The sequence below is a fragment of the Kitasatospora sp. NPDC059327 genome (assembly GCF_042752535.1).
In the GTDB taxonomy this organism is placed as follows: Bacteria; Actinomycetota; Actinomycetes; order Streptomycetales; family Streptomycetaceae; genus Kitasatospora.
In genome coordinates this window covers 141,617-161,166 of record NZ_JBHYYB010000001.1, presented here as the reverse complement: position 1 = coordinate 161,166, position 19,550 = coordinate 141,617, and the positions used below count along the sequence as shown (strand labels likewise).

General features: G+C 73.7%; 16 protein-coding genes and 1 tRNA gene. 12 read left to right on the top strand and 5 right to left on the bottom strand.

The window, feature by feature from the left end; translation table 11 throughout:
* Positions 1 to 349 precede the first annotated feature (349 nt).
* The 3 genes from ACFXHB_RS00500 to ACFXHB_RS00490 all read left to right on the top strand — a co-directional run bounded on the left by ACFXHB_RS00500 (position 350) and on the right by ACFXHB_RS00490 (position 5,186).
* Positions 350 to 1,633 carry an HpcH/HpaI aldolase/citrate lyase family protein gene (locus tag ACFXHB_RS00500; protein ID WP_380571051.1) on the top strand — a complete coding sequence of 428 codons (1,284 nt, stop codon included), beginning with the start codon at positions 350 to 352 and terminating at the stop codon, positions 1,631 to 1,633.
* Between the two features lie 158 nt (positions 1,634 to 1,791).
* Positions 1,792 to 4,311 carry a phosphoribosyltransferase gene (locus ACFXHB_RS00495; protein ID WP_380571049.1) on the top strand — a complete coding sequence of 840 codons (2,520 nt, stop codon included), beginning with the start codon at positions 1,792 to 1,794 and terminating at the stop codon, positions 4,309 to 4,311.
* A 5-nt stretch (positions 4,312 to 4,316) separates the two neighbouring features.
* Positions 4,317 to 5,186, top strand: a complete 870-nt coding sequence (locus ACFXHB_RS00490) for an HAD family hydrolase (protein ID WP_380571048.1) — start codon at positions 4,317 to 4,319, stop codon at positions 5,184 to 5,186.
* A 77-nt stretch (positions 5,187 to 5,263) separates the two neighbouring features.
* Here ACFXHB_RS00490 and ACFXHB_RS00485 read toward each other — a convergent pair whose 3' ends face one another.
* Together ACFXHB_RS00485 and ACFXHB_RS00480 are read right to left on the bottom strand one after the other, a co-directional pair.
* Positions 5,264 to 5,485: a zinc ribbon domain-containing protein gene (locus tag ACFXHB_RS00485; protein ID WP_380571047.1), complete on the bottom strand. Its 222-nt coding sequence runs from the start codon at positions 5,483 to 5,485 to the stop codon at positions 5,264 to 5,266.
* 46 nt (positions 5,486 to 5,531) lie between these two features.
* Positions 5,532 to 6,851 carry a hypothetical protein gene (locus ACFXHB_RS00480; RefSeq protein WP_380571046.1) on the bottom strand — a complete coding sequence of 440 codons (1,320 nt, stop codon included), beginning with the start codon at positions 6,849 to 6,851 and terminating at the stop codon, positions 5,532 to 5,534.
* Between the two features lie 209 nt (positions 6,852 to 7,060).
* Between ACFXHB_RS00480 and ACFXHB_RS00475 the strand changes: the two genes are divergently transcribed.
* From ACFXHB_RS00475 to ACFXHB_RS00440, 8 genes are all read left to right on the top strand, one after another.
* A tRNA-Val gene (locus ACFXHB_RS00475) sits at positions 7,061 to 7,132 on the top strand.
* Between the two features lie 171 nt (positions 7,133 to 7,303).
* Positions 7,304 to 8,053 carry a VIT family protein gene (locus tag ACFXHB_RS00470; protein ID WP_380571044.1) on the top strand — a complete coding sequence of 250 codons (750 nt, stop codon included), beginning with the start codon at positions 7,304 to 7,306 and terminating at the stop codon, positions 8,051 to 8,053.
* A gap of 113 nt (positions 8,054 to 8,166) precedes the next feature.
* Positions 8,167 to 10,701 carry an ATP-dependent Clp protease ATP-binding subunit gene (locus tag ACFXHB_RS00465; RefSeq protein ID WP_380571043.1) on the top strand — a complete coding sequence of 845 codons (2,535 nt, stop codon included), beginning with the start codon at positions 8,167 to 8,169 and terminating at the stop codon, positions 10,699 to 10,701.
* 204 nt (positions 10,702 to 10,905) lie between these two features.
* Complete coding sequence (locus tag ACFXHB_RS00460) at positions 10,906 to 12,207, top strand: sensor histidine kinase (RefSeq protein ID WP_380571042.1); 1,302 nt, start codon at positions 10,906 to 10,908, stop codon at positions 12,205 to 12,207.
* Complete coding sequence (locus ACFXHB_RS00455) at positions 12,204 to 12,881, top strand: response regulator (protein ID WP_380571041.1); 678 nt, start codon at positions 12,204 to 12,206, stop codon at positions 12,879 to 12,881. The genes ACFXHB_RS00460 and ACFXHB_RS00455 overlap by 4 nt, the downstream gene beginning before the upstream one ends.
* 318 nt (positions 12,882 to 13,199) lie before the next feature.
* Positions 13,200 to 13,472 carry an SHOCT domain-containing protein gene (locus ACFXHB_RS00450; protein ID WP_380571040.1) on the top strand — a complete coding sequence of 91 codons (273 nt, stop codon included), beginning with the start codon at positions 13,200 to 13,202 and terminating at the stop codon, positions 13,470 to 13,472.
* Positions 13,469 to 14,224: an ABC transporter ATP-binding protein gene (locus tag ACFXHB_RS00445; RefSeq protein ID WP_380571039.1), complete on the top strand. Its 756-nt coding sequence runs from the start codon at positions 13,469 to 13,471 to the stop codon at positions 14,222 to 14,224. The genes ACFXHB_RS00450 and ACFXHB_RS00445 overlap by 4 nt, the downstream gene beginning before the upstream one ends.
* Complete coding sequence (locus tag ACFXHB_RS00440) at positions 14,221 to 16,800, top strand: ABC transporter permease (RefSeq protein ID WP_380571037.1); 2,580 nt, start codon at positions 14,221 to 14,223, stop codon at positions 16,798 to 16,800. The genes ACFXHB_RS00445 and ACFXHB_RS00440 overlap by 4 nt, the downstream gene beginning before the upstream one ends.
* Before the next feature lie 195 nt (positions 16,801 to 16,995).
* Here the strand turns inward: ACFXHB_RS00440 and ACFXHB_RS00435 are convergent, their stop codons facing one another.
* The 3 genes from ACFXHB_RS00435 to ACFXHB_RS00425 form a co-directional block, all read right to left on the bottom strand.
* Positions 16,996 to 17,883 carry a metallophosphoesterase family protein gene (locus ACFXHB_RS00435; protein WP_380571036.1) on the bottom strand — a complete coding sequence of 296 codons (888 nt, stop codon included), beginning with the start codon at positions 17,881 to 17,883 and terminating at the stop codon, positions 16,996 to 16,998.
* A 237-nt stretch (positions 17,884 to 18,120) separates the two neighbouring features.
* Positions 18,121 to 18,441: a DUF4190 domain-containing protein gene (locus tag ACFXHB_RS00430; RefSeq protein ID WP_380571035.1), complete on the bottom strand. Its 321-nt coding sequence runs from the start codon at positions 18,439 to 18,441 to the stop codon at positions 18,121 to 18,123.
* A gap of 40 nt (positions 18,442 to 18,481) precedes the next feature.
* Positions 18,482 to 18,637: a hypothetical protein gene (locus tag ACFXHB_RS00425; protein ID WP_380571034.1), complete on the bottom strand. Its 156-nt coding sequence runs from the start codon at positions 18,635 to 18,637 to the stop codon at positions 18,482 to 18,484.
* Between the two features lie 112 nt (positions 18,638 to 18,749).
* Between ACFXHB_RS00425 and ACFXHB_RS00420 the strand changes: the two genes are divergently transcribed.
* Positions 18,750 to 19,379 (top strand): TetR family transcriptional regulator, encoded by a 630-nt coding sequence (locus ACFXHB_RS00420; RefSeq protein ID WP_380571033.1) that lies wholly within the window; start codon positions 18,750 to 18,752, stop codon positions 19,377 to 19,379.
* Positions 19,380 to 19,550: the final 171 nt, after the last annotated feature.

Here is a 19,550-nt window from a genome sequence, read left to right as displayed (position 1 = left end):
GTACGATGGGCGGCCAGAGGGCCTCAGGGGGTTCGGCGAGGGGGATCAGCAGCGCGTGCCCGGGAACCACCGGGCCCGGTGGACCGGTTAACCATCGTGACGCCCCGCACCCCGGAACGGTGCCCGACGGCCCGCACCCCGACCTTCCGCAGTCCGACTCCACGCCTGATCGCGGCACCCTCCGAGCAGGCTCCGAGCATCCTCCCGCACACCCCGTCCTTCCCCGCACGCCCCGAGCAACGCCCCGCCGCACCTCCCCGCACGTCCCTCGCAGCGCCGCGAGTACCCCCTACGCCCTTGAGCACGAGCCCCGCCGGTCCGGCGGCCCCGCAACCCTGAGGAGAGCACCATGCGCCATTTCGGCCACCTCGCCGACGACGTACGCGGCCGGCTCTTCCTCGAACAGCCCCGGGCCTTCTCGGCGGAGAGCGAGGCGGCCGTCCTGGCCACCGCCCTCGGCGCGACCCTGTACAGCCCCGCCACCAGGCCGACGCTGGGCAGCGACATCCGCAAGCAGGCCGGCCGGGGCGTCGTCTCGATGGTGCTCTGCCTGGAGGACGCGATCGCCGACCACGAGGTGACCGCCGCCGAGGCCAACCTGGTGGCGCAGCTCGGCGAGCTGTTCGACGAGCCGGGTGACGGGGGCCGGGCCGGGGTCGGTGGCGAGCGGTCCGGCGGATGGCTGGGAGAGGTGAGGGGAGTGACCTCCGGGACGGCCGCCACCGTCGAAACCTCCACCGATTGCACACAAGACCTGCCCCTCCTCTTCATCAGGGTTCGCGCCGCCGCTCAGATCACCGACCTCGCCGACCGGCTCGGCCCGGCCATCGGGCTGCTGACCGGCTTCGTGCTGCCGAAGTTCACCGACGAGAGCGGCGGCGACTTCCTGGAGGCCCTCGCCTCGGCCGAGGCGGCCACCGGGCGGCGGCTGTTCGCCATGCCCGTCCTGGAGTCCCCCGAACTGGCTCACCTGGAGACCCGCCGCGAGCAGCTGTTCGGCATCGCCCGGCTCCTCGACAAGTACCGCGACCGCGTCCTCGCCGTCCGCCTCGGGGTCACCGACCTCTGCTCCGCGTACGGGCTGCGCCGCTCGCCCGATCTCACCGCGTACGACGTCGCCCTGGTCGCGGCGGTGATCGGGGACGTGGTCAACGTGCTCGGCCGGGCCGACGGCACCGGGTTCACCGTGACCGGGCCGGTCTGGGAGTACTTCCCGGTGCAGGAAAGGATGTTCAAGCCGCAGCTGCGCCGCACCCCCTTCGCCGAGGCGGAGCCCTCCGGGGAGGCGGTGCGCCAGCGGATCATCGAGCACGACCTGGACGGGCTGATCCGCGAGATCGAACTCGACCGGGCCAACGGGCTGCTCGGCAAGACCTGCATCCACCCCAGCCACGTCCCCGCCGTGCACGCGCTCTCCGTGGTCACCCACGAGGAGTACAGCGACGCCCGGGACATCCTGGACCAGGAGCGCGGGGGCGGCGGGGTGCTGCGCTCGGCGTACACCAACAAGATGAACGAGGCCAAGCCGCACCGGGCCTGGGCGGAGCGGGTGATGCTGCGCGCCGAGGTGTTCGGGGTGGCGCGGGAGGACGTCAGCTTCGCCGAGCTGCTCTCGGCCTGCCTCTGCGGGTGACCCGGCTGCACGACCCGCATGACCTGCATGACCTGCATGACCTGTACGACCCGCATGACCCGCACGACCCGCACGACCCGCATGACCTGTACGACCCGCATGACCTGTACGACCTCGCACCGATCGCACGACTCGCACCATCGAAGGCAGGACCAGTAGTGACAGCACAGCAAGAGTGGACCGGCCGCTGGGTGGCCGACCGGGCCGGTGTCGGCCTGACCGGCTCGGACCGCCTCCCCGAACTGGTCGGCCTGGCCCTGCGCGAGAACCGCAAGCGCGCCCACCTGCTGGTCTCCACCGTGCTCGGCAAGCACGTCCCGCAGCGCCCGTCCGTGGTGCACGGCGCCGGCCTCGACCTCGGCCGCCGGGTGCGCGAGCTGCTGGGCGAGGAGGCGGCCGCACGCGCCGTCGTGCTCGGCTACGCCGAGACCGCCACCGGCCTCGGCCACAGCGTCGCCGACGGGCTGGAGGCCCCCTATCTGCACTCCACCCGCCGCCCGGTGACGGGGGTGACCCCGGTCGGCGGCTTCGAGGAGGAGCACTCGCACGCGACCTCCCACCTGCTGCTGCCCGCCGACCCGGCGCTGCTGGCCGGGGACGGCCCGCTGGTCCTGGTGGACGACGAGTTCTCCACCGGCACCACCGTCCTCAACACCATCCGCGAGCTGCACGCCGAGTACCCGCGGGAGCACTACGTCGTGGTCGCCCTGGTCGACCTGCGCGACGAGGCCGACCGCCGCCGGCTGGCCGACACCGCCGCCCGACTCGGCACCCGGCTCGACCTGGTCGCCACCGCCAGCGGCGGCGTCGAGCTGCCCGACGACATCCTCGCCCGCGCCGAGCGGCTGATCGCCGAGGTCGGCCCGGCGCCGGAACCGCCGGCCGCCGACCCCGCCCCGCTGGTGCGGGTCGCCCTCGACTGGCCCGAGGGCCTGCCGGACGGCGGGCGGCACGGCTTCGACGCCGTTCACCGGGCGCGGCTCGAAGCGGTGCTCCCGCGGTTGGCTGCCCAGCTGGCCTCGGCCCTGGAGCCTGCGCCGGCCTCGGGTTCGGCCCCTGCCTCGGCCTCCGGTTCGGCCTCGGGTTCGGCCCCTGCCTCGGCCTCGGTCTCGGCCGACGAAGGTCGCGTGCTGGTCCTCGGCTGCGAGGAGCTGATGTACGCGCCGCTGCGCCTCGCCGGTGCCCTCGCCGACCGCCTCGCGAACGGCGCGGAGCGGGTCCGCTACTCCACCACCACCCGCTCGCCCGTCCTCGCGGTGGACGACCCGGGCTACGCCATCCGCACCCGACTCTCGTTCCCCGCCCACGACGGACCGCAGGACGGCGGCTCGCGCGAGCGCTTCGTCTACAACGTCGCCCCCGGCGCCGACCCGGCCCGCCGCTTCGACGCGGTCGTGCTGGTGGTCGACGACGTGGCCGACACCCCCGAGCTGCACGAGGGCGAGCGGTCCCTGCTCGCCCAGCTGCGCCGGGTCACCGACCGGGTGGTGCTCGCCGTGCTGCCCTCGCACCGGCCGGCCCGGGCGGCGTCCGCCTTGCCCACCCCGCTGCACGGCCCGGAGTTCTCCTCCTACCGGGCCGACGAGGTGTCCTGGCTGCTCAAGGACCTCTCCGACGTCCCGCTGGAGGCCCCCACCGAGGAGCGTGAGGAGGCCGTCCAGAACGGCGGTGCCCACTACGCCGAGTCGCTGCCGGTCGAGTACCAGCCCAGCCCCGAGTACCAGGAGCTGTTCCACCAGGCGCTGCGGATCAGCGCCCGCCGCATCGCGCTCGCCGTCGGCACCGTCGCGGAGACGCTGGTGCGCGAGCGCGGCCGCGGCCTGGTGCTCGCCTCGCTGGCCCGGGCCGGTACCCCGGTGGGGGTCCTGATCCGCCGCTGGCTGGCCTTCGCACACGGCCTGGACACCCCGCACTACGCGGTCTCGATCATCCGCGGCCGCGGCCTGGACCCGGTCGCCGTGCGCTACCTGGACGCCCACCACCACGCCCCCGACGTGGTGTTCGTCGACGGTTGGACCGGCAAGGGCGCGATCACCCGCGAGCTCGGCGAGGCCCTGGCCGGCACCGCGTTCGACCCCGAACTGGCCGTCCTCGCCGACCCCGGCCGCTGCGTGCGCACCTACGGCACCCGGGACGACTTCCTCATCCCGTCCGCCTGCCTCAACTCGACCGTCTCCGGCCTGATCTCCCGCACCGTGCTGCGCACCGACCTGATCGGACCGGACGACTTCCACGGCGCCAAGCACTACACCGAGCTGGCCGGCGGGGATGTCTCCGGAGCCTTCCTGGACACCGTCGCCGACCACTTCGCCGAGGTCCGGGACGAGGTCCGACTGGCAGCCGACCGGCTCGCCGGCGAGGACCGCACCCCCGACTGGGCGGGCTGGGCCGCCGTCGAGAGGATCAGCGCCGAGTACGGCATCGACAACGTCAACCTGGTCAAGCCGGGCGTCGGCGAGACCACCCGGGTCATGCTGCGCCGGGTCCCCTGGCGGGTGCTCGCCCGGCGCGGCACCGGCGCCGATCTCGACCACGTCCGGCTGCTCGCCGCCCAGCGCGGCATCCCCGTCGAGGAGGTGGACGATCTGCCGTACTCCTGCGTCGGCCTGATCCACCCCCGCTACAGCCGGGGTGCGACCGGCGCCTCCGGCACGGCCGTCCTGCTGAAGGAGTCCTGAACCCGATGAGCAGTCCCCGTGGTTACCTGGTCGCGAGCGACCTCGACCGCACCCTGATCTACAGCAACCGCGCCCTCGCCCTGGACGTGCCCGACCGTCTCGCACCGCGCCTGCTCTCCGTCGAGGTGCACGACGGCAAGGCGCTCTCGTTCATGACCGAGCAGGCCGCCGAACTGCTCGTCGAACTCGCCCGCGAGGCACTCCTCGTCCCCGCCACCACCCGGACCAGGACGCAGTACGAGCGGGTCAACCTGCCCGGCCCGACGCCGGGATGGGTCCCCGCCTACGCGATCTGCAGCAACGGCGGCCGGCTGCTCGTCAACGGCGTCCCGGACGAGGACTGGCAGGCCGAGGTGGCCGGCCGGCTGGCCACCGCGTCGGTGCCGCTGGCCGAGGTGGTCGAACACCTGGCGCTCTGCGCGGACCCGGAGTGGACGCACAAGCGGCGGGTCGCCGACGAGCTGTTCGCCTACCTGGTCGTCGAGCGCGCCGAACTGCCGGTCGGCTGGCTCGACGAGCTCACCGGCTGGTGCGCCGAGCGAGGCTGGACCGTCTCGCTGCAGGGCCGCAAGGTGTACGCGGTGCCCGCGCCGCTGAGCAAGAGCGCCGCCTTGGCCGAGGTCGAGCGGCGGGTCGGCGGCGCCACCGTCCTGGCCGCCGGTGACTCGCTGCTCGACGCGGACCTGCTGCTCGCCGCCGACGCCGCCTGGCGCCCCGGGCACGGCGAACTCGCCGACAGCGGCTGGACCGCCCCCGGCGTCACCGCCCTCGACCAGGTGGGCGTGGCGGCGGGGGAGGAGATCATCCGCCAGTTCCTGGCCCGCGTCCGGGGCGGAGTGGACGCCCGCGCGGTGGACGCCGTCGTCAACGGCTGAGGTTCGGCCCCGGCCCCGGTCGCCGCACCTCAGCCTCAGCTGCGGCCTCGGCCTCGGCCCCGGCCCCGGCCTCGGCCTCAGCCGCAGCAACCGCCGCCGCAGCAGCCGCCCCCGCCACCGGCCGGGGCCTGCTGCGCGGCGCCGCCGGACGCGCCGCCGGTCACGGCGACGGCCGAGAGCAGCTTCACGGTGTCCTCGTGACCCTGCGGGCAGACCGCGGGGTCATTGGCCTGCGCCATCGTGCGGCGGAGTTCGAACGTGGCGCCGCAGGAGCGGCAGCGGAAGTCGTAGCGTGGCATACCCGCAGGGTAGCCCGGTGCCCGCCGGCGTCGCAGGCGGTCCCCGTCAGCGGTGGCTGCCCAGATCCTCCCGGATCAGCTCCACGACGTGCGCCGCCGTCTCCCGCACCGCGGCCAGCTCGGTCAGGAAGTGCCAGTAGTCGGGGTGCCGGCCCGCCGCCTCCAGCGTCGCCACCGCCCGGTCCAGCCGGCCCACCGCCGCGTCCAGCGGAGCCGCGTGCCGCGGGTCCGGCGCCTGCCGGCCCGCCATCGCCAGGCGTTGGGCGTCCCGGAGCGCGAAACGGGTCCGCTCGATCTCCCGGTTCGGATCGTGCTGCACCTCGTTCAGCTGCCGCAGCCGCTCGTTCACCGCGACCACCGAGCCGTCCGCGGTGTCCAGCAACGCGCGCACGGTGCCGATCGCGCCCGTCGCGTCCGCCCAGCGCTGCTCGTCGCGCGCCCGCGCCGCCTCGGCGAGCTTCTGCTCCGCCGCGTGACCCGTCTGCGCCACCTGGTCCGGCACCCGCTGGAGGTCCTGCCAGCAGGCCGTGGCGAACCGCCGCCGCAGCTCGCTCAGCGCCGGCTCCACCGTGGCGGCCTTGGTCTCCAGCGCCTGTACACGGGTCCGCAGACTGGCCACCCGCCGGTCGATCTCCCCCGCCCGTTCCGGCAGGTGCTCCGCGTCCGCCGCGATCGCGTCGGCCCGCTCCCGCACCCGCTCCGCCCGTTGCAGCGTCGCCGCCACCCCGTGCCGGCCCGCGCCCTCGTTCAGGCGGCCCAGCTCCGGGCTCAGCTCGGCCAGCCGGGCCGCCAGGTCGTCCGCCTTCAGCCCCGCGCCGCGCACCGCCTCCAGCGTGGTGGTCGCGTTCAGCAGCGACCGCTTCGCCTGCTCCACCGCCGGGGTCACCCGCATCAGCTGCGACTCGGCGTGCTGCAGCACCGGCTGCAAGCGTCGAAGGAAGTCGTTCAGCTCCGCCTGCGCCGCCCCGAGCTGCCCCTTCACGTCCTGCAACTGGTGCCGGGCCCGTGCCGCGGCACCGGACTCCAGCTCCTCGGCGTCCAGATCGTGCGCGTCCAGCGCCGCCAGGTAGTTCACGGTGACCTGGTCGACCCGGCCCGAGATCGCCTCGAAGTCCGCCGCCGCCCGTCCCGCCGTCGCGCCGTCCTCCGCCGCGCGCACCGTCTCCACCGCCAGCCGCACCTCACGCTGGGTGGAGTCCAGCTCGTAGAACGCCTGCTGCGCCGCGTCCCGGGCCGCCTTCGCGTCCGCCCGCACCCCCTCACCGCCGCGCCGGCCCCACCAGCCCCCGCCCGTGCCGAACGACGCCGCCCCGGCAGCCCCGAGCGCACCGGCGAGCACCAGTGGCAACACCAGCACCTCGGCCACCGCACTCCCCGGCCGCCGCCCCCGCCCGATCCCGCCGGCCACCCTCACTGCGCGCTCCCTGCTCCGACCGCTGATCCACTGCCCATTGTTCCCGATCGCTCCACCCCACCATCACCCCTACCCGTCCCACTCCCCGATCACCTGCACCACACCACCTCCCGGACCAGGTACGCTAGGCAGTCGTCGTGCCCCCACCGGGCCGCGATCGGGGGCGCGTAGCTCAGTGGTAGAGCGCTGCTCTTACAAAGCAGATGTCGGCGGTTCGAAACCGTCCGCGCCCACAGCGCTGAAGGGCCGGTTCGGAGGAGTGATCCTCACGAACTGGCCCTGAGTCGTTCCCGGGGTCTTCGGGCGGGCCCCGGCAGGGGCCCCGGTGGACGTGCGGGGGTGGGTGGGGCGAGTGATCATCGGGTGGGCGGGTAGCCCTGGGGGACGATCGGAGGTGGACGCTGATGGACGGACGGACCCCAGCGGCGCCGGCGGCCGGGGAGGAGGCCGCCCGGGCGCCGGGTGAGAGCCGGGCCGAGCTGTCGTCGCGGCTCAACTGGCTGCGGGCGGCCGTGCTCGGCGCCAATGACGGTGTGGTTTCGACGGCGGGCATCGTGACCGGTGTCGCCGGCGCGTCCGGTTCGCGGACGGCGCTGGTGGTGGCGGGTGTGGCGGGTCTGCTGGCCGGGGCGATGTCGATGGCGGCCGGGGAGTATGTCTCGGTCAGCACGCAACGGGACACCGAGCAGGCCGCGTTGGCGAAGGAGCGGCGCGAGCTGGCGGAGGATCCGGAGGGGGAGCTGGACGAGCTGACCGACTTCTTCCGGGGCGCCGGACTCGACGACGCGCTGGCCCGCGAGGTGGCCGTGGCGCTCACCGAGCGGGACGCGCTGGCCGCGCACGCGCACACCGAGTTGGGGATCGATCCGAAGGTACTGACCAATCCGTGGCACGCGGCGTTCGCCAGCGCCGCCGCCTTCACCCTGGGCGCGCTGGTGCCGCTGCTCGCGGTCCTGCTGCCGCCGGAGTCCTGGCGGCTGGGGGTGACGGTCCTGGCCGTCCTGCTGGCGCTCACGGCGTCGGGCTGGGTGAGCGCCCGGCTGGGTGGTGCCGGGCCGGTGCGGGCGGTGCTGCGGAACGTGGCGGGCGGGATGCTCGCGATGGCCGTCACCTACAGCGGCGGGCTGCTGCTGGACCAGGTGACGGGTCCGTGACCGCTACCTGAACGGGGGCGGGTCCGGCGCCAGTCGACCGGTCCTGCCCGGGAGGCGACCGCCGGGAGGCTGTGTTTGTGTGGGCCCAGACTGCTTGGGAGAGGTGAACCACGGTGACCATGCCCCCGTTCGGATCGAACGACCCGTTCTCCGACCTGCTCAGCCGGTTCTTCGGAATGAGCCCGATGGCTTCCCCGCCCGCCGTGCAGCGGGTGCCGATCGGGCGGCTGCTGAGCGAGTCCTCGCAGGAGTTGCTGTCGCTCGCCGCGCGACGTGCCACTGAGGACGGGAGCGGCTACCTCGACACGGCGCACCTGGTCTGGGCCGCCACCCGGGTGGACGCGTCGCGCCGGATGCTGGAGCGCGCCGGTATCGACCCCGATCAGCTCGGCGAGGACGTGGGCAAGGAACTGCCCTCCGGGGACGGGGCGCAGGCGACGGAGGGCCGCCCCGCGCTCTCGCCGTCCGCCAAGCGCGCGCTGCTCGCCGCGCACGCCCGGTCGCAGGAGGCCGGCGCCTCGTACATCGGGCCGGAGCACATCCTCGGCGCGCTGCAAGAAGAGGAGCGCTCGGGTGCCGGTACGGCCCTGCGCAACGCGGCGCCCTCGCCGGAGGCGCTGCGTACGGTGATGGACGGGCGGGGGACGGGTGGTGAGCGCGGCAGCACCGGCGCGCACCCGAGCCAGACGCCGACCCTGGACGAGTACGGCCGCGACCTGACCGAGGAGGCGCGCGCGGGCCGGCTGGACCCGGTGGTCGGGCGCGCCGAGGAGATCGAGCAGACCGTCGAGATCCTCTCCCGCCGCACCAAGAACAATCCGGTGCTGATCGGTGAGCCGGGTGTCGGCAAGACCGCCATCGTCGAGGGACTGGCGCAGCGGATCATCTCCGGGGACGTTCCGCAGAGCCTCCGTGACAAGCGGGTGGTCGCGCTCGACCTCACCGGGCTGGTGGCGGGCTCCAAGTACCGCGGTGAGTTCGAGGAACGGCTGAAGAGCGTGATCGACGAGGTCACGGCGGCGGAGAAGAGCGTGATCCTCTTCCTGGACGAGCTGCACACCGTGGTCGGCGCGGGCGGCGGGGGCGAGGGCTCGATGGACGCGGGCAACATCCTCAAGCCGGCGTTGGCCCGGGGCGAGCTGAGCGTGGTGGGCGCCACCACGCTGGACGAGTACCGCAAGCACGTCGAGAAGGACGCCGCGCTGGAGCGCCGCTTCCAGCCGGTGCTGGTGCCCGAGCCGAGCGTCGAGGAGACGGTCGAGATCCTGCACGGGCTGCGGGACGCGTACGAGGCGCATCACCAGGTGCGGTTCACCGACGAGGCGCTGGACGCCGCGGCGAGCCTCTCCGACCGCTACGTCAGTGACCGTTTCCTGCCCGACAAGGCGATCGACCTGCTGGACCAGGCCGGCGCGCGGGTGCGGTTGCGCAGCCTGAGCGGATCCACCGAGTCGATGCCGGTGCAGGACCGGATCACCAAGCTGCGCCGCGAGCTGGAGGAGGCCGTCTCGGACGAGGAGTTCGTGCGGGCCGCCAACCTCAAGACCGAGCTGCGGCAGACCGAGGACGAGCTGGCCGCGATCACCGAGTCCCGCGAGGAGGTCGTCGCCGTCACCGCGGAGGACATCGCGCAGGTGCTCTCGGGTCGGACGGGCATCCCGGTCGCCGAGCTGAACGCGACCGAGCGCGAACGGCTGCTCCAGTTGGAGGACCACCTGCACCAGAAGGTGATCGGACAGGACCAGGCGGTCACGGCCGTCGCGCAGGCGGTGCGGCGCGGCCGGGCCGGGATGGGCGATCCGGAGCGGCCGACCGGGTCCTTCCTGTTCCTCGGGCCGACCGGCGTCGGCAAGACGGAGCTCGCCAAGGCGCTGGCCGCGCTGCTGTTCGGCGACCCGGACCGGATGATCCGATTCGACATGAGCGAGTTCCAGGAGAAGCACACCGTCTCCCGGCTGGTCGGCTCCCCGCCCGGGTACGTCGGCTACGACGAGGCGGGGCAGCTCACCGAGGCGGTCCGCCGCAAGCCGTACAGCGTGCTGCTCTTCGACGAGGTGGAGAAGGCCCACCCGGACGTCTTCAACCTGCTGCTCCAGGTGTTGGACGACGGGCGGCTGACGGACGCCCAGGGGCGTACGGTCGACTTCCGCAACACCGTGGTCATCATGACCAGCAACATCGGGTCGCAGCGGATCCTCGACCACGCGGGCGATGTGGACGAGATCAGGGACGACCTGATGCTGGACCTGCGGACGCACTTCCGGCCGGAGTTCCTCAACCGGATCGACGAGGTGATCGTCTTCCACGCGCTCTCCCGCAAGGACCTCCTCAAGGTGGTCGACCTGATGCTGGAGCGCAGCCGGCGTCGGCTGAAGGCCCAGGACGTGCGCCTGGAGATCACCGACGGGGCCAAGGAGTGGCTGGTGAACCGGGGCTACCAGCCGGAGTTCGGGGCGCGGCCGCTGCGCCGCACCATCCAGTCGGAGCTGGACAACCGGATCTCCAACCTGCTGCTGGACGGCACGGTGCAGGAGGGGGACACCTTGATCGCGGAGGTGGACGACGGCGAGCTGGTGGTGGCGCTGGCCCGGCCGGAGCCCTCGGCGACGGCGGAGGAGGCCGGGGCCGAGGCCGCCGCGTCGTCGTAGCGGAGGAGGAGGTCGCGTCGGACCGGTCCGAACGCGGGCGGTGCGTCGCGGCTCCACGCGATCCTGGCCGGTGCGCCTGTGGCGGAGGTACGTGGGGCCGGCGCGCTTTCGCCGACGCGCTTCGGGCGTACTCCCGCGGGAGTACGCCCGAACGCCACTGTCGGGTGACGCGGTGGGGCGCGCCCGGGGTCTAGCCTTCCGGGCATGACGCCGCCTACACCCCAGCCGCCGCGGGCGCGCCCCGGGCCGTCGTCGGAGGAGCAGCCCGGCCCCGGCCGGCACCCCGTGCCCGAGTACGGGCCCGACACACCTGTGGACGGACAGGCCGAGCCCTGGCGCCCGCCGTGGGTGCGGGCCGCGAAGGCGGGGTGGCCGGTGGCCGCGGCGCTGGTGGTCGCGGCGGTGCAGGTGGTGGGGTCCACGGCGGCCGCGCAGCACCAGAGCGGCCGGGTCCAACTGGACACCTTCGGCTATCTGCTGTTGCTGCTCGGGCCGGCCCTGTTGGTGCTGCGCCGCCGGTGGCCGGTGGCGGCGGTGGCGGGCAGTTCGGCCGTCACCGGGCTGTACCTGGTCGCCGGGTATCCGTACGGGCCGGTCTTCGCCAGCTGGGTGATCGCCTGCTGCGTGGCGGTCGCCTCCGGGCACCGGAAGGCCGCCTGGGCCGGCCTGGGCGGGGTCTACCTCGCGCATGTCCTGATCACCTTCGTGGTGCCGACGGGATGGCTGCGCACGCCGCCGCCGACGATCGCCTGGTGGCAGGAGCTGGGGCTGGTGGCCTGGCTGCTGCTGGTGCTGTCGGTCGCCGAGATCGTCCGGTTCCGGCGGGAGCAGATCGCCGCCCACCGGGAGTACCGCCGGCAGCAGGAGCAGCGCCGGGCCGACGAGGAGCGGCTGCGGATGGCACGGGAGTTGCACGACATCCTGGCCCACAGCCTGTCGCTGATCACCGTCCAGGCCGGGGTCGCACTCGAACTGATCGACAGCAGACCGGAGCAGGCCCGTTCGGCACTGGCCACGATCAAGGCGACCAGCAAGGAGGCTCTCGGCGAGGTCCGCCAGGTGCTCGGGACGCTGCGCGGACCGGGGGTGGCGGCGCCGCGCGGCCCGGCGCCCGGGCTGGCCCGGCTCGACGAGCTGACCGAGCAGGCGGAGCGGGCCGGGCTGGCCGTGGTGGTGCGCGAGACGGGCCGCCGGCGGGCCGCGGCTGCGGGTGTCGACCTGACGGCCTTCCGGATCGTCCAGGAGGCATTGACCAACGTGATCCGGCACTCGGTCGCCCGGCAGGCGACCGTCGGCCTGGACTGGACGGACCCGGCCGCCCTGGTCGTCACGGTCGACGACCCGGGCCCGGCCGCCGGCGGTGACGCGGGCGGCAGCGGCAGCGGGCTGACCGGGATGCGGGAGCGGGTCGCCGCGTTCGGCGGCACCCTCACGGCGGGGCCGCCGGCGGGCGGCGGATTCCGGGTCCGGGCGACGCTGCCCACGGCCGGGGCGGAGGACGAGTGATCCGGGTACTCCTGGCGGACGACCAGGTGCTGGTGCGGGCGGGCTTTCGGGCGCTGCTCGACCAGCAGGACGACCTCACCGTGGTCGGTGAGGCGGACGACGGCGAGGCCGCCGTCCGTCTCACCCGCGAACTCCGCCCGGACGTCGTCCTGATGGACATCAGGATGCCCCGGACGGACGGGCTGGAGGCGACCCGTAGGATCGCCGCCGAACCGGCCCTGTCCGAGGTGCGGGTGGTCGTCCTGACCACCTTCGAGCTGGACGAGTACGTCTTCGAAGCGCTGCGCTCCGGAGCGGCCGGGTTCCTGGTCAAGGACACCGAACCGGCCGAGTTGCTGCGTGCCGTCCGGGTCGCGGCCGCGGGCGACGCCCTGCTCTCGCCGGGGGTGACGCGCCGGCTGATCGGCGAGTTCGCCGCCCGTTCCAAGGCGCCGGAGCGGACCCCGGCGGGGCTCCCGGACATCTCGGCGCTCACCGAGCGGGAGCGGGAGGTGCTGGCGCTGGTGGGCCTGGGGCTGTCCAACGTGGACATCGCCCGCCGCCTGGTGGTCAGCCCGCTGACCGCGAAGACGCACGTCAGCCGGGCGATGGTGAAGCTCGGTGTGCGGGACCGGGCTCAGCTCGTCGTGCTCGCCTACGAGTCGGGGCTGGTTCGACCCGGCTGGCTGGGCTGAGGCCCGTTCGGTCGAGCGGGGACCGGCTGCTGCCCCGGTTGCCCTGGGCCCGGCCCGGCCCGACCCGCGCCGGTCCGCCGGGGTGTCGCCCAGCTCGTCCGGGGCCGCCCGGTTGGTCGGTCGCGCCTGTTCTGCCACTCGTCCCGCCTTCGCCGGGTACTTCCCGCGCCTCGTCCGACGCCCGCTCGTACTCCCGCGGGAGTACCCCAAGAGCCGCTGCCCGGAGGACGCGGGAGCAGGACCCCCGGCGGGAGGCTCAAGGTGCTTCGGGACGCACCCCGAAGCGGCTGGAGTCCACCGCCGAGGAGATGAACCACCATGTACACCCTGTTGGCCGACCACGACGGGCACTGGCCCGGGCCCTGGATCCTGCTGATCCCGCTGGCCTGGGCCGCCGTCGTGTTCCTTGTGATCGTCGTCCTGCGTCGGACGCTCTGGCGCCGGGGCTGCGTTGCCGGGGCGGACCACCCGCTCGCCGTGCTGGGCCGCCGGTACGCCGAGGGAGACATCGACGCCGAGGAGTACCGCGCCAAGCGGGCCGTCCTCACCGAGACACGACGCGGACAGGACCGAGGGGGCGCGGGAAAGTGAGCACGCTCGATGTCGTTCGCGACACCGCCGCCCGGGTCGTCGACGCCGTGAAGGTCTACGGCGTCGGCGACACCGTGGTCCGGGCGCTGGACCATGTCACGGTCGACTTCCCGGCCGGGGAGTTCACCGCGATCATGGGCCCGTCCGGCTCGGGCAAGTCCACGCTGATGCACTGCGCGGCCGGTCTCGACACCCTCACGGAGGGCCGGTCCTACATCGGCGGTACCGAACTCGGCCCGCTCGGCGACCGGCGGCTCACCCTGCTGCGCCGGGACCGGATCGGCTTCGTGTTCCAGGCGTTCAACCTGGTGCCCACCTTGACCGTCCGGGAGAACATCACCCTTCCGCTCGACCTGGCCGGCGCCGCGCCCGACCAGGGCTGGCTGGACACGCTGATCGGCGTGGTCGGCCTCGGCGACCGGCTGCACCACCGCCCGAGCGAGCTCTCCGGCGGCCAGCAGCAGCGCGTCGCCGTGGCCCGGGCGCTCGCCGGGCGACCGCAGGTGGTCTTCGCCGACGAACCCACCGGCAACCTCGACTCCCGCACCGGCGGCGAAGTGCTCGGCCTGCTGCGCCGAGCCGTCGACGAGATGGGGCAGGCCGTCGTCATGGTCACCCACGACCCGATGGCGGCCGGGTACGCCGACCAGGCCCTGTTCCTCGCGGACGGCCGGCTGGTCGACCGGATGGAGCAGCCGAGCGCGGGCCGGGTGCTGGACCGGCTGAAGGCCTTCGAACGGGGGCGGTCATGAGCTCCGCGAGCGCCGCCGCCCGGCTCAGCCTGCGCTCCCTGGGCGCACACAAGCGGCGCCTGATCGCCACCTTCCTGTCGATCCTGCTCGGGGTCGCCTTCCTGACCGGGACGATGGTGCTCGGCGACACCCTGCGCTCCAACTTCGACACCCTGTTCGCCGACGCCAACGCCGGTACCGACGTGGTGGTCCGCAGTGCCGATGTCCTGGACTCCCCGGGCACGCCCGGCGGGGTGCGGGCGCCCGTCGACACGGCGCTCACCGAGCGGTTGCGGGCCGTCCCCGGGGTGGCCGCCGCCGAGGCGTCCGTCCAGGGCGCCGGCCAACTCGTCGGCAGCGACGGAAAGCCGGTCGGCGGGCAGGGGCCGCCGACCCTGGCCGGCAACTGGCTCACCGACGGACGGCTCAACCCCTACCGGCTCGCCGAGGGCCGCGCGCCGCAGGCACCCGGTGAGGCCGTGGTCAACCGCGGTGCGGCGAAGGCCGGTGGGCTGCACATCGGCTCCACCACCGTGCTGCGCACCCCCGATCCGGTGACCGTCACCGTTGTCGGTATCGCCACCTTCGGGGACAGCGCGGACGGGATGGGGCCGAGCACCTTCACCGCGCTGACCCTCGGGGACGCCGAGCGTCATCTGACGCCCAAGGGCGCCGGACAAGCCGGTTCGATCCAGATCCGGGCAGCGGACGGGATCTCCCAGCGGGAGCTCGCGCAGCGGATCGCCCCGGAGCTGCCGAGCGGGCTGGAGGCGATCACCGGTACGGCGGCCACCCAGGAGAGCACCGCGATGGTGTCGGGGCGGTTCCTGAGCATGTTCACCACGCTGCTGCTGGTCTTCGCCGGGATCGCGCTGCTGGTCGCCACCTTCACCATCCACAACACCTTCGCGATCGTGGTCGCCCAGCGGACCAGGGAGAACGCCCTGCTGCGGGCACTCGGTGCGGTGCGCGGCCAGGTGCTCGGTGCGACGCTGGCGGAGGCGCTGGTCGTCGGCGTGCTGGCCTCGCTCGGTGGGTTGCTCGCCGGGATCGGCGTGGCCGCGGGGCTCAAGGCGCTGTTCTCGGTGCTCGGCTTCTCCCTGCCGACGGGCGGCATGGTGATCAGTACGGCCGCGGTGGTGTCGCCGTTGCTCGTCGGCACGCTGGTCGCGATGGGATCGGCGCTGCTGCCGGCCGTCCGGGCCGGCCGCACCGCGCCGCTGGCGGCACTGCGTGAGACCGGAGTGGACCGGGCGGCCGAGGGGTGGTCCGGCAGGGTCCGGGCTGTGCTCGGCGGACTGCTGGTCGCGGTGGGAGTCCCCGCCGCCGTCCTCGGTGCGACGGACGGGCCGTCGGTCGCGCTGACCACCGGCGGTGCACTGGGCGTCCTGGCCGGGATGGTGGTGCTCGGTCCCGTTGCCGCCGCCCTCGCGGTTCGGGTGCTGGGCGCGCCGCTGCCCAGGCTGCGCGGGGTGTCCGGCACACTGGCCCGGCGCAACGCGGCCCGTCAACCTCGTCGCACGGCGGCCACGGCGAGTGCCCTGATGATCGGCGTCGCGGTGGTCACGTTGTTCACGGTGTTCGGTGCCTCCGTCAAGGCCACCCTGGACGCCACGGTGAACTCGTCCTTCGCCGGAGATCTCGCCGTCACCGCGCCCTCGTTCGGCGCGGGCGGCAGCGGGGTCAGTCCCAAGCTGGCGGACGCGCTCGCCCAACTGCCGGAGGTGCGGCAGACGGTGGGTCTCGGCCGGGGCGTCGCACGGATCGACGGCCACGGGCGGGTGCTGGACGTCACCGACCCGGCGCGACTGGCCGGGATCGTCGATCTCGGGCGCGTCGACGGCACTCTCGACGGGCTCGGCACCGACGGTCTGGCGGTCGCGCGCAGTGAGGCGGACCAGCGCGGCTGGCGGCTCGGTCAGACGGTGAACGTCGCCTTCGCGGACGGCGCGAGCGGCCCGTTCACCATCCGAGCCCTCTACGAGAGCGAGGGTTTGGCCGGTGACTATCTGATCACCCGCCAGGCATGGGCCCCACACCGAGGGCAGGACGCGGACACCATGGTCGCGGTCGGGCTGAAGGATTCGGTGTCGCTCGGCGCGGGCCGGGCCGCCGTCGAGAAGGCCGCCGCGCCGTTCGGGAACCCGCGGGTGCAGGACCGGGACCAGTACGCGGAGAGCGCGGCCGGCGGGGTCGACATGATGCTCTCGGTGGTCTACGCGCTGCTGGCGCTGGCGGTGCTGATCGCGCTGCTCGGAATCGCCAACACGCTGACGCTGGCGGTGCACGAGCGGACCAGGGAGCTGGGGTTGCTGCGGGCGGTCGGTCAGACCCGGGCCCAGCTGCGGGGGATGGTGCGCTGGGAGTCGGTCCTGGTGGCAGCCTTCGGGACGATCGGCGGGCTCGGCCTAGGGGCCTTCCTCGGCTGGGCGCTGGTGCGGGCCTCGGACAGTGCGGGGATGGGTGCGTTCGCGATCCCGCCGGGGCAGCTCGCGGTGGTGCTCATAGCCGGGTTGGCGGCGGGTGCGGTCGCCGGTCTTCGCCCGGCGGGCCGGGCGGCGCGGCTGGACGTGCTCCGGGCGATCGCGACGGACTGAGGAACCCGTACCGAGGAAGCCGTGTCGAGCAACCCGGACCGAGCAACCCGGACCGAGGAACCGGGATTGAGGAAGCCGGCGAAGCAACCCGAACCGAGGAAGCCGTACACGAGGAACCCGGGGCAGGACCGGGCCACCCGCTCCCGCTCGGGCCCCCGGGCCCGGCCGGGGTCGGCACCCAGCGGCGGCTGGTGCTCAGCCGTCCTGGGGAAAGACCTGCCGCAGCAGCGGGTCCGGCAGGCCGCGGCGGTGCCACTCGCGCGGGTAGCCCAGCGAGACCTCCTCGAAGCGGACGCCGTCGTAGCTGGTCACCCGGGGGATGTGCAGATGGCCGTAGATCATCGCGGCGGTGTTGAAGCGCCGGTGCCAGTCGGCCGTCAGCTCGGTGCCGCACCACTGGGCGAACTCCGGGTACCAGAGGATCTCGGTGGGGTGGCGGACCAGCGGGTAGTGGTTGACCAGGACCAGCGGCAGCTCCGGGTCGCAGGCCGCCAGCCGCTTCTCGGTGAGCCGGACGCGCTCGCGGCACCAGGAGTCGCGGTCCGGGAACGGGTCCGGGTGGAGCAGTCGCTCGTCCGAGCAGACCACGCCGCTGTTGTACGCGGCTTCCAGCGATTCCTTCTTGGTGGTCGTGCCGGGGGCCCGGAAGGTGTAGTCGTACAGCAGGAAGAGCGGGGCGACGGCGACCGGTCCGCCGGCGCCTTCCCAGACCGGGTACGGGTCCTCGGGGGTGACGACACCGAGGCGGCGGCAGAGTTCCACCAGGTACTCGTAGCGGGCGACGCCGCGCAGCTGGACCGGGTCGTCGGGGTGGGTCCACAGCTCGTGGTTGCCGGGGGCCCAGATCACCCGGGCGAAGCGCTCGGCCAGCAGGCCGAGGGACCACTCGATGGTGGTGCTGATCTCGGCGATGTCACCGGCGACGATCAGCCAGTCGTCGGGGGAGTCGGGTTGCAGCTTCGCCACCAGGTCGCGGTTCTCCTGGTAGGAGACGTGCAGGTCGCTGACCGCGAGCAGTCGGCCTGCCCGCCCGGGGCCTCCCGTCCGCCCCGACTGCGCGTCACTCTGGTACTCGGTCGTCACTCCAGCCCCCATGTCGTCACCCGGCCGATGTCGCCACAGTACGGGGGCGGACGGGCTTCGCGCCGCAGGTTGGCTGGATCAGTCGTTCGAGCGGCTCGGTTCCGCCGTTGGTCCGGGCGCGTGGCCGTCGGGGCGGACCGCCGGGGCGGCCGGAGCGAACTGTCGGGCGTGCCGAAGGGCTGGCGTGCCGGAGGGCCGGAGGGCCGAGCGCACGAGCGCGCGGTCTCGGACGCCGGCTCAGTCGCCGATCTGCCAGAGCACGCCGTGGTCGGCCACCGTGGTGACGGCGAGGACGGCCAGCCCGGCGATGCCGAGGACGACGCCGAGGACGGCGCGCCCGCGGCGACGGGTGCCGCGGGCCAGGGCGAGCGTGCCGAGGGTGATGGCGAGAGGGCCCAGGACGATGTTGAAGAGCAGCAGACCGGGCAGGCCGAGGAGGAAGGAGGCGACGGCCAGGTCGTCGGCCTCGGCGGCGCGGCGGCGAGGCCGAGCGGTCGTACCGGTCGCGGTTCCCGCGCCGGTGCCGATGGGGGAGGAGGTGTTGGTGACGGTGCTCATGACGGCGGCGATCCTTCCGGGACGGTGACGCGGTGAGGGGTCAGCGGTGCCGCAGACGGGCGAGGCCCTCACGGGCGCCGAACGCCAGCAGCCAGGCGGTGATGGCGGCGGAGGCGGCGAGGAAGACCGGGAGCGAGGTGTGCGCGGCGGCGCCGACGAGGACGCCCATGGCGACCAGGGCGGTGAGCAGGATCATGGCGGGTCCTTCCGGTGGCTTCCGCCACCTTGGGTTTACAAGTGTTCGCTGAATCCTCCGTCACTCTACGCCGGGCTGGCCATTTTCGGCAAACACTTGTTTACTGAATGACGTGAGTCACACCGTTGGGGTCAGACAGGCCCAGAAGCAGCAGAGTCGGCGCGCGTTGCTGGACGCGGGGCTGCGCCTGTTGGCCGATCAGAACCTCGCGAGCCTCGGTGTCCGCGAGGTCACCCGGGCCGCCGGGTTGTCCCCGGCCGCCTTCTATCGTCACTTCCCGGACCTCGCCGCGCTCGGGGTGGCTCTGGTCGAGGAGTCGCTGGCCAGCCTCCATGTGATGATCCGCTCGGTGCTGGCCGAAGCCGGTGGGTCCGAGGAGCTGATCGACCGGGCGGTGGACGTCATCGAGCAGCATGTGCGCGAACACCGGCCGCATGTGCGCTTCCTGGCGCGGGAGCGGCACGGGGGTGTGCGGCAGGTGCGGGAGGCGATCGACGTCGAGCTCGGACGCTTCGCCGCGGAGGTCGGCGAGGCGCTCGCGCTCCAGTCCGTGTCGCGCGGATGGAGTGACGAGGACCTGCGGATGCTGGCCGAGCTGTATGTCGACCATATGGTCTCCACGGCCGCCGCCCTGCTGGAGGCCCAGGAGGGCGGCCCGGCCCGCGAGCGGCGCATCGCCACGACCGCCCGGCTCCAGCTCCGCCTGATCAGCCTCGGTCGCCGCCATTGGCAGGGTGGTTGACGGCGCCAGGGGCGTTCCGGGGGCGTTCGGGGCGTGTTCCTGGTGCGGTCGAGACACCGGCGGGCTCGGGGTGCCGAGTGTGCTCCCGCGCCCGACCTCCTCGGGTCGGTCGAACTCTTGACATCTCGTCATGTCCGCGCCAGTTTTGGTGCACCCCCACAACGAGAGGTC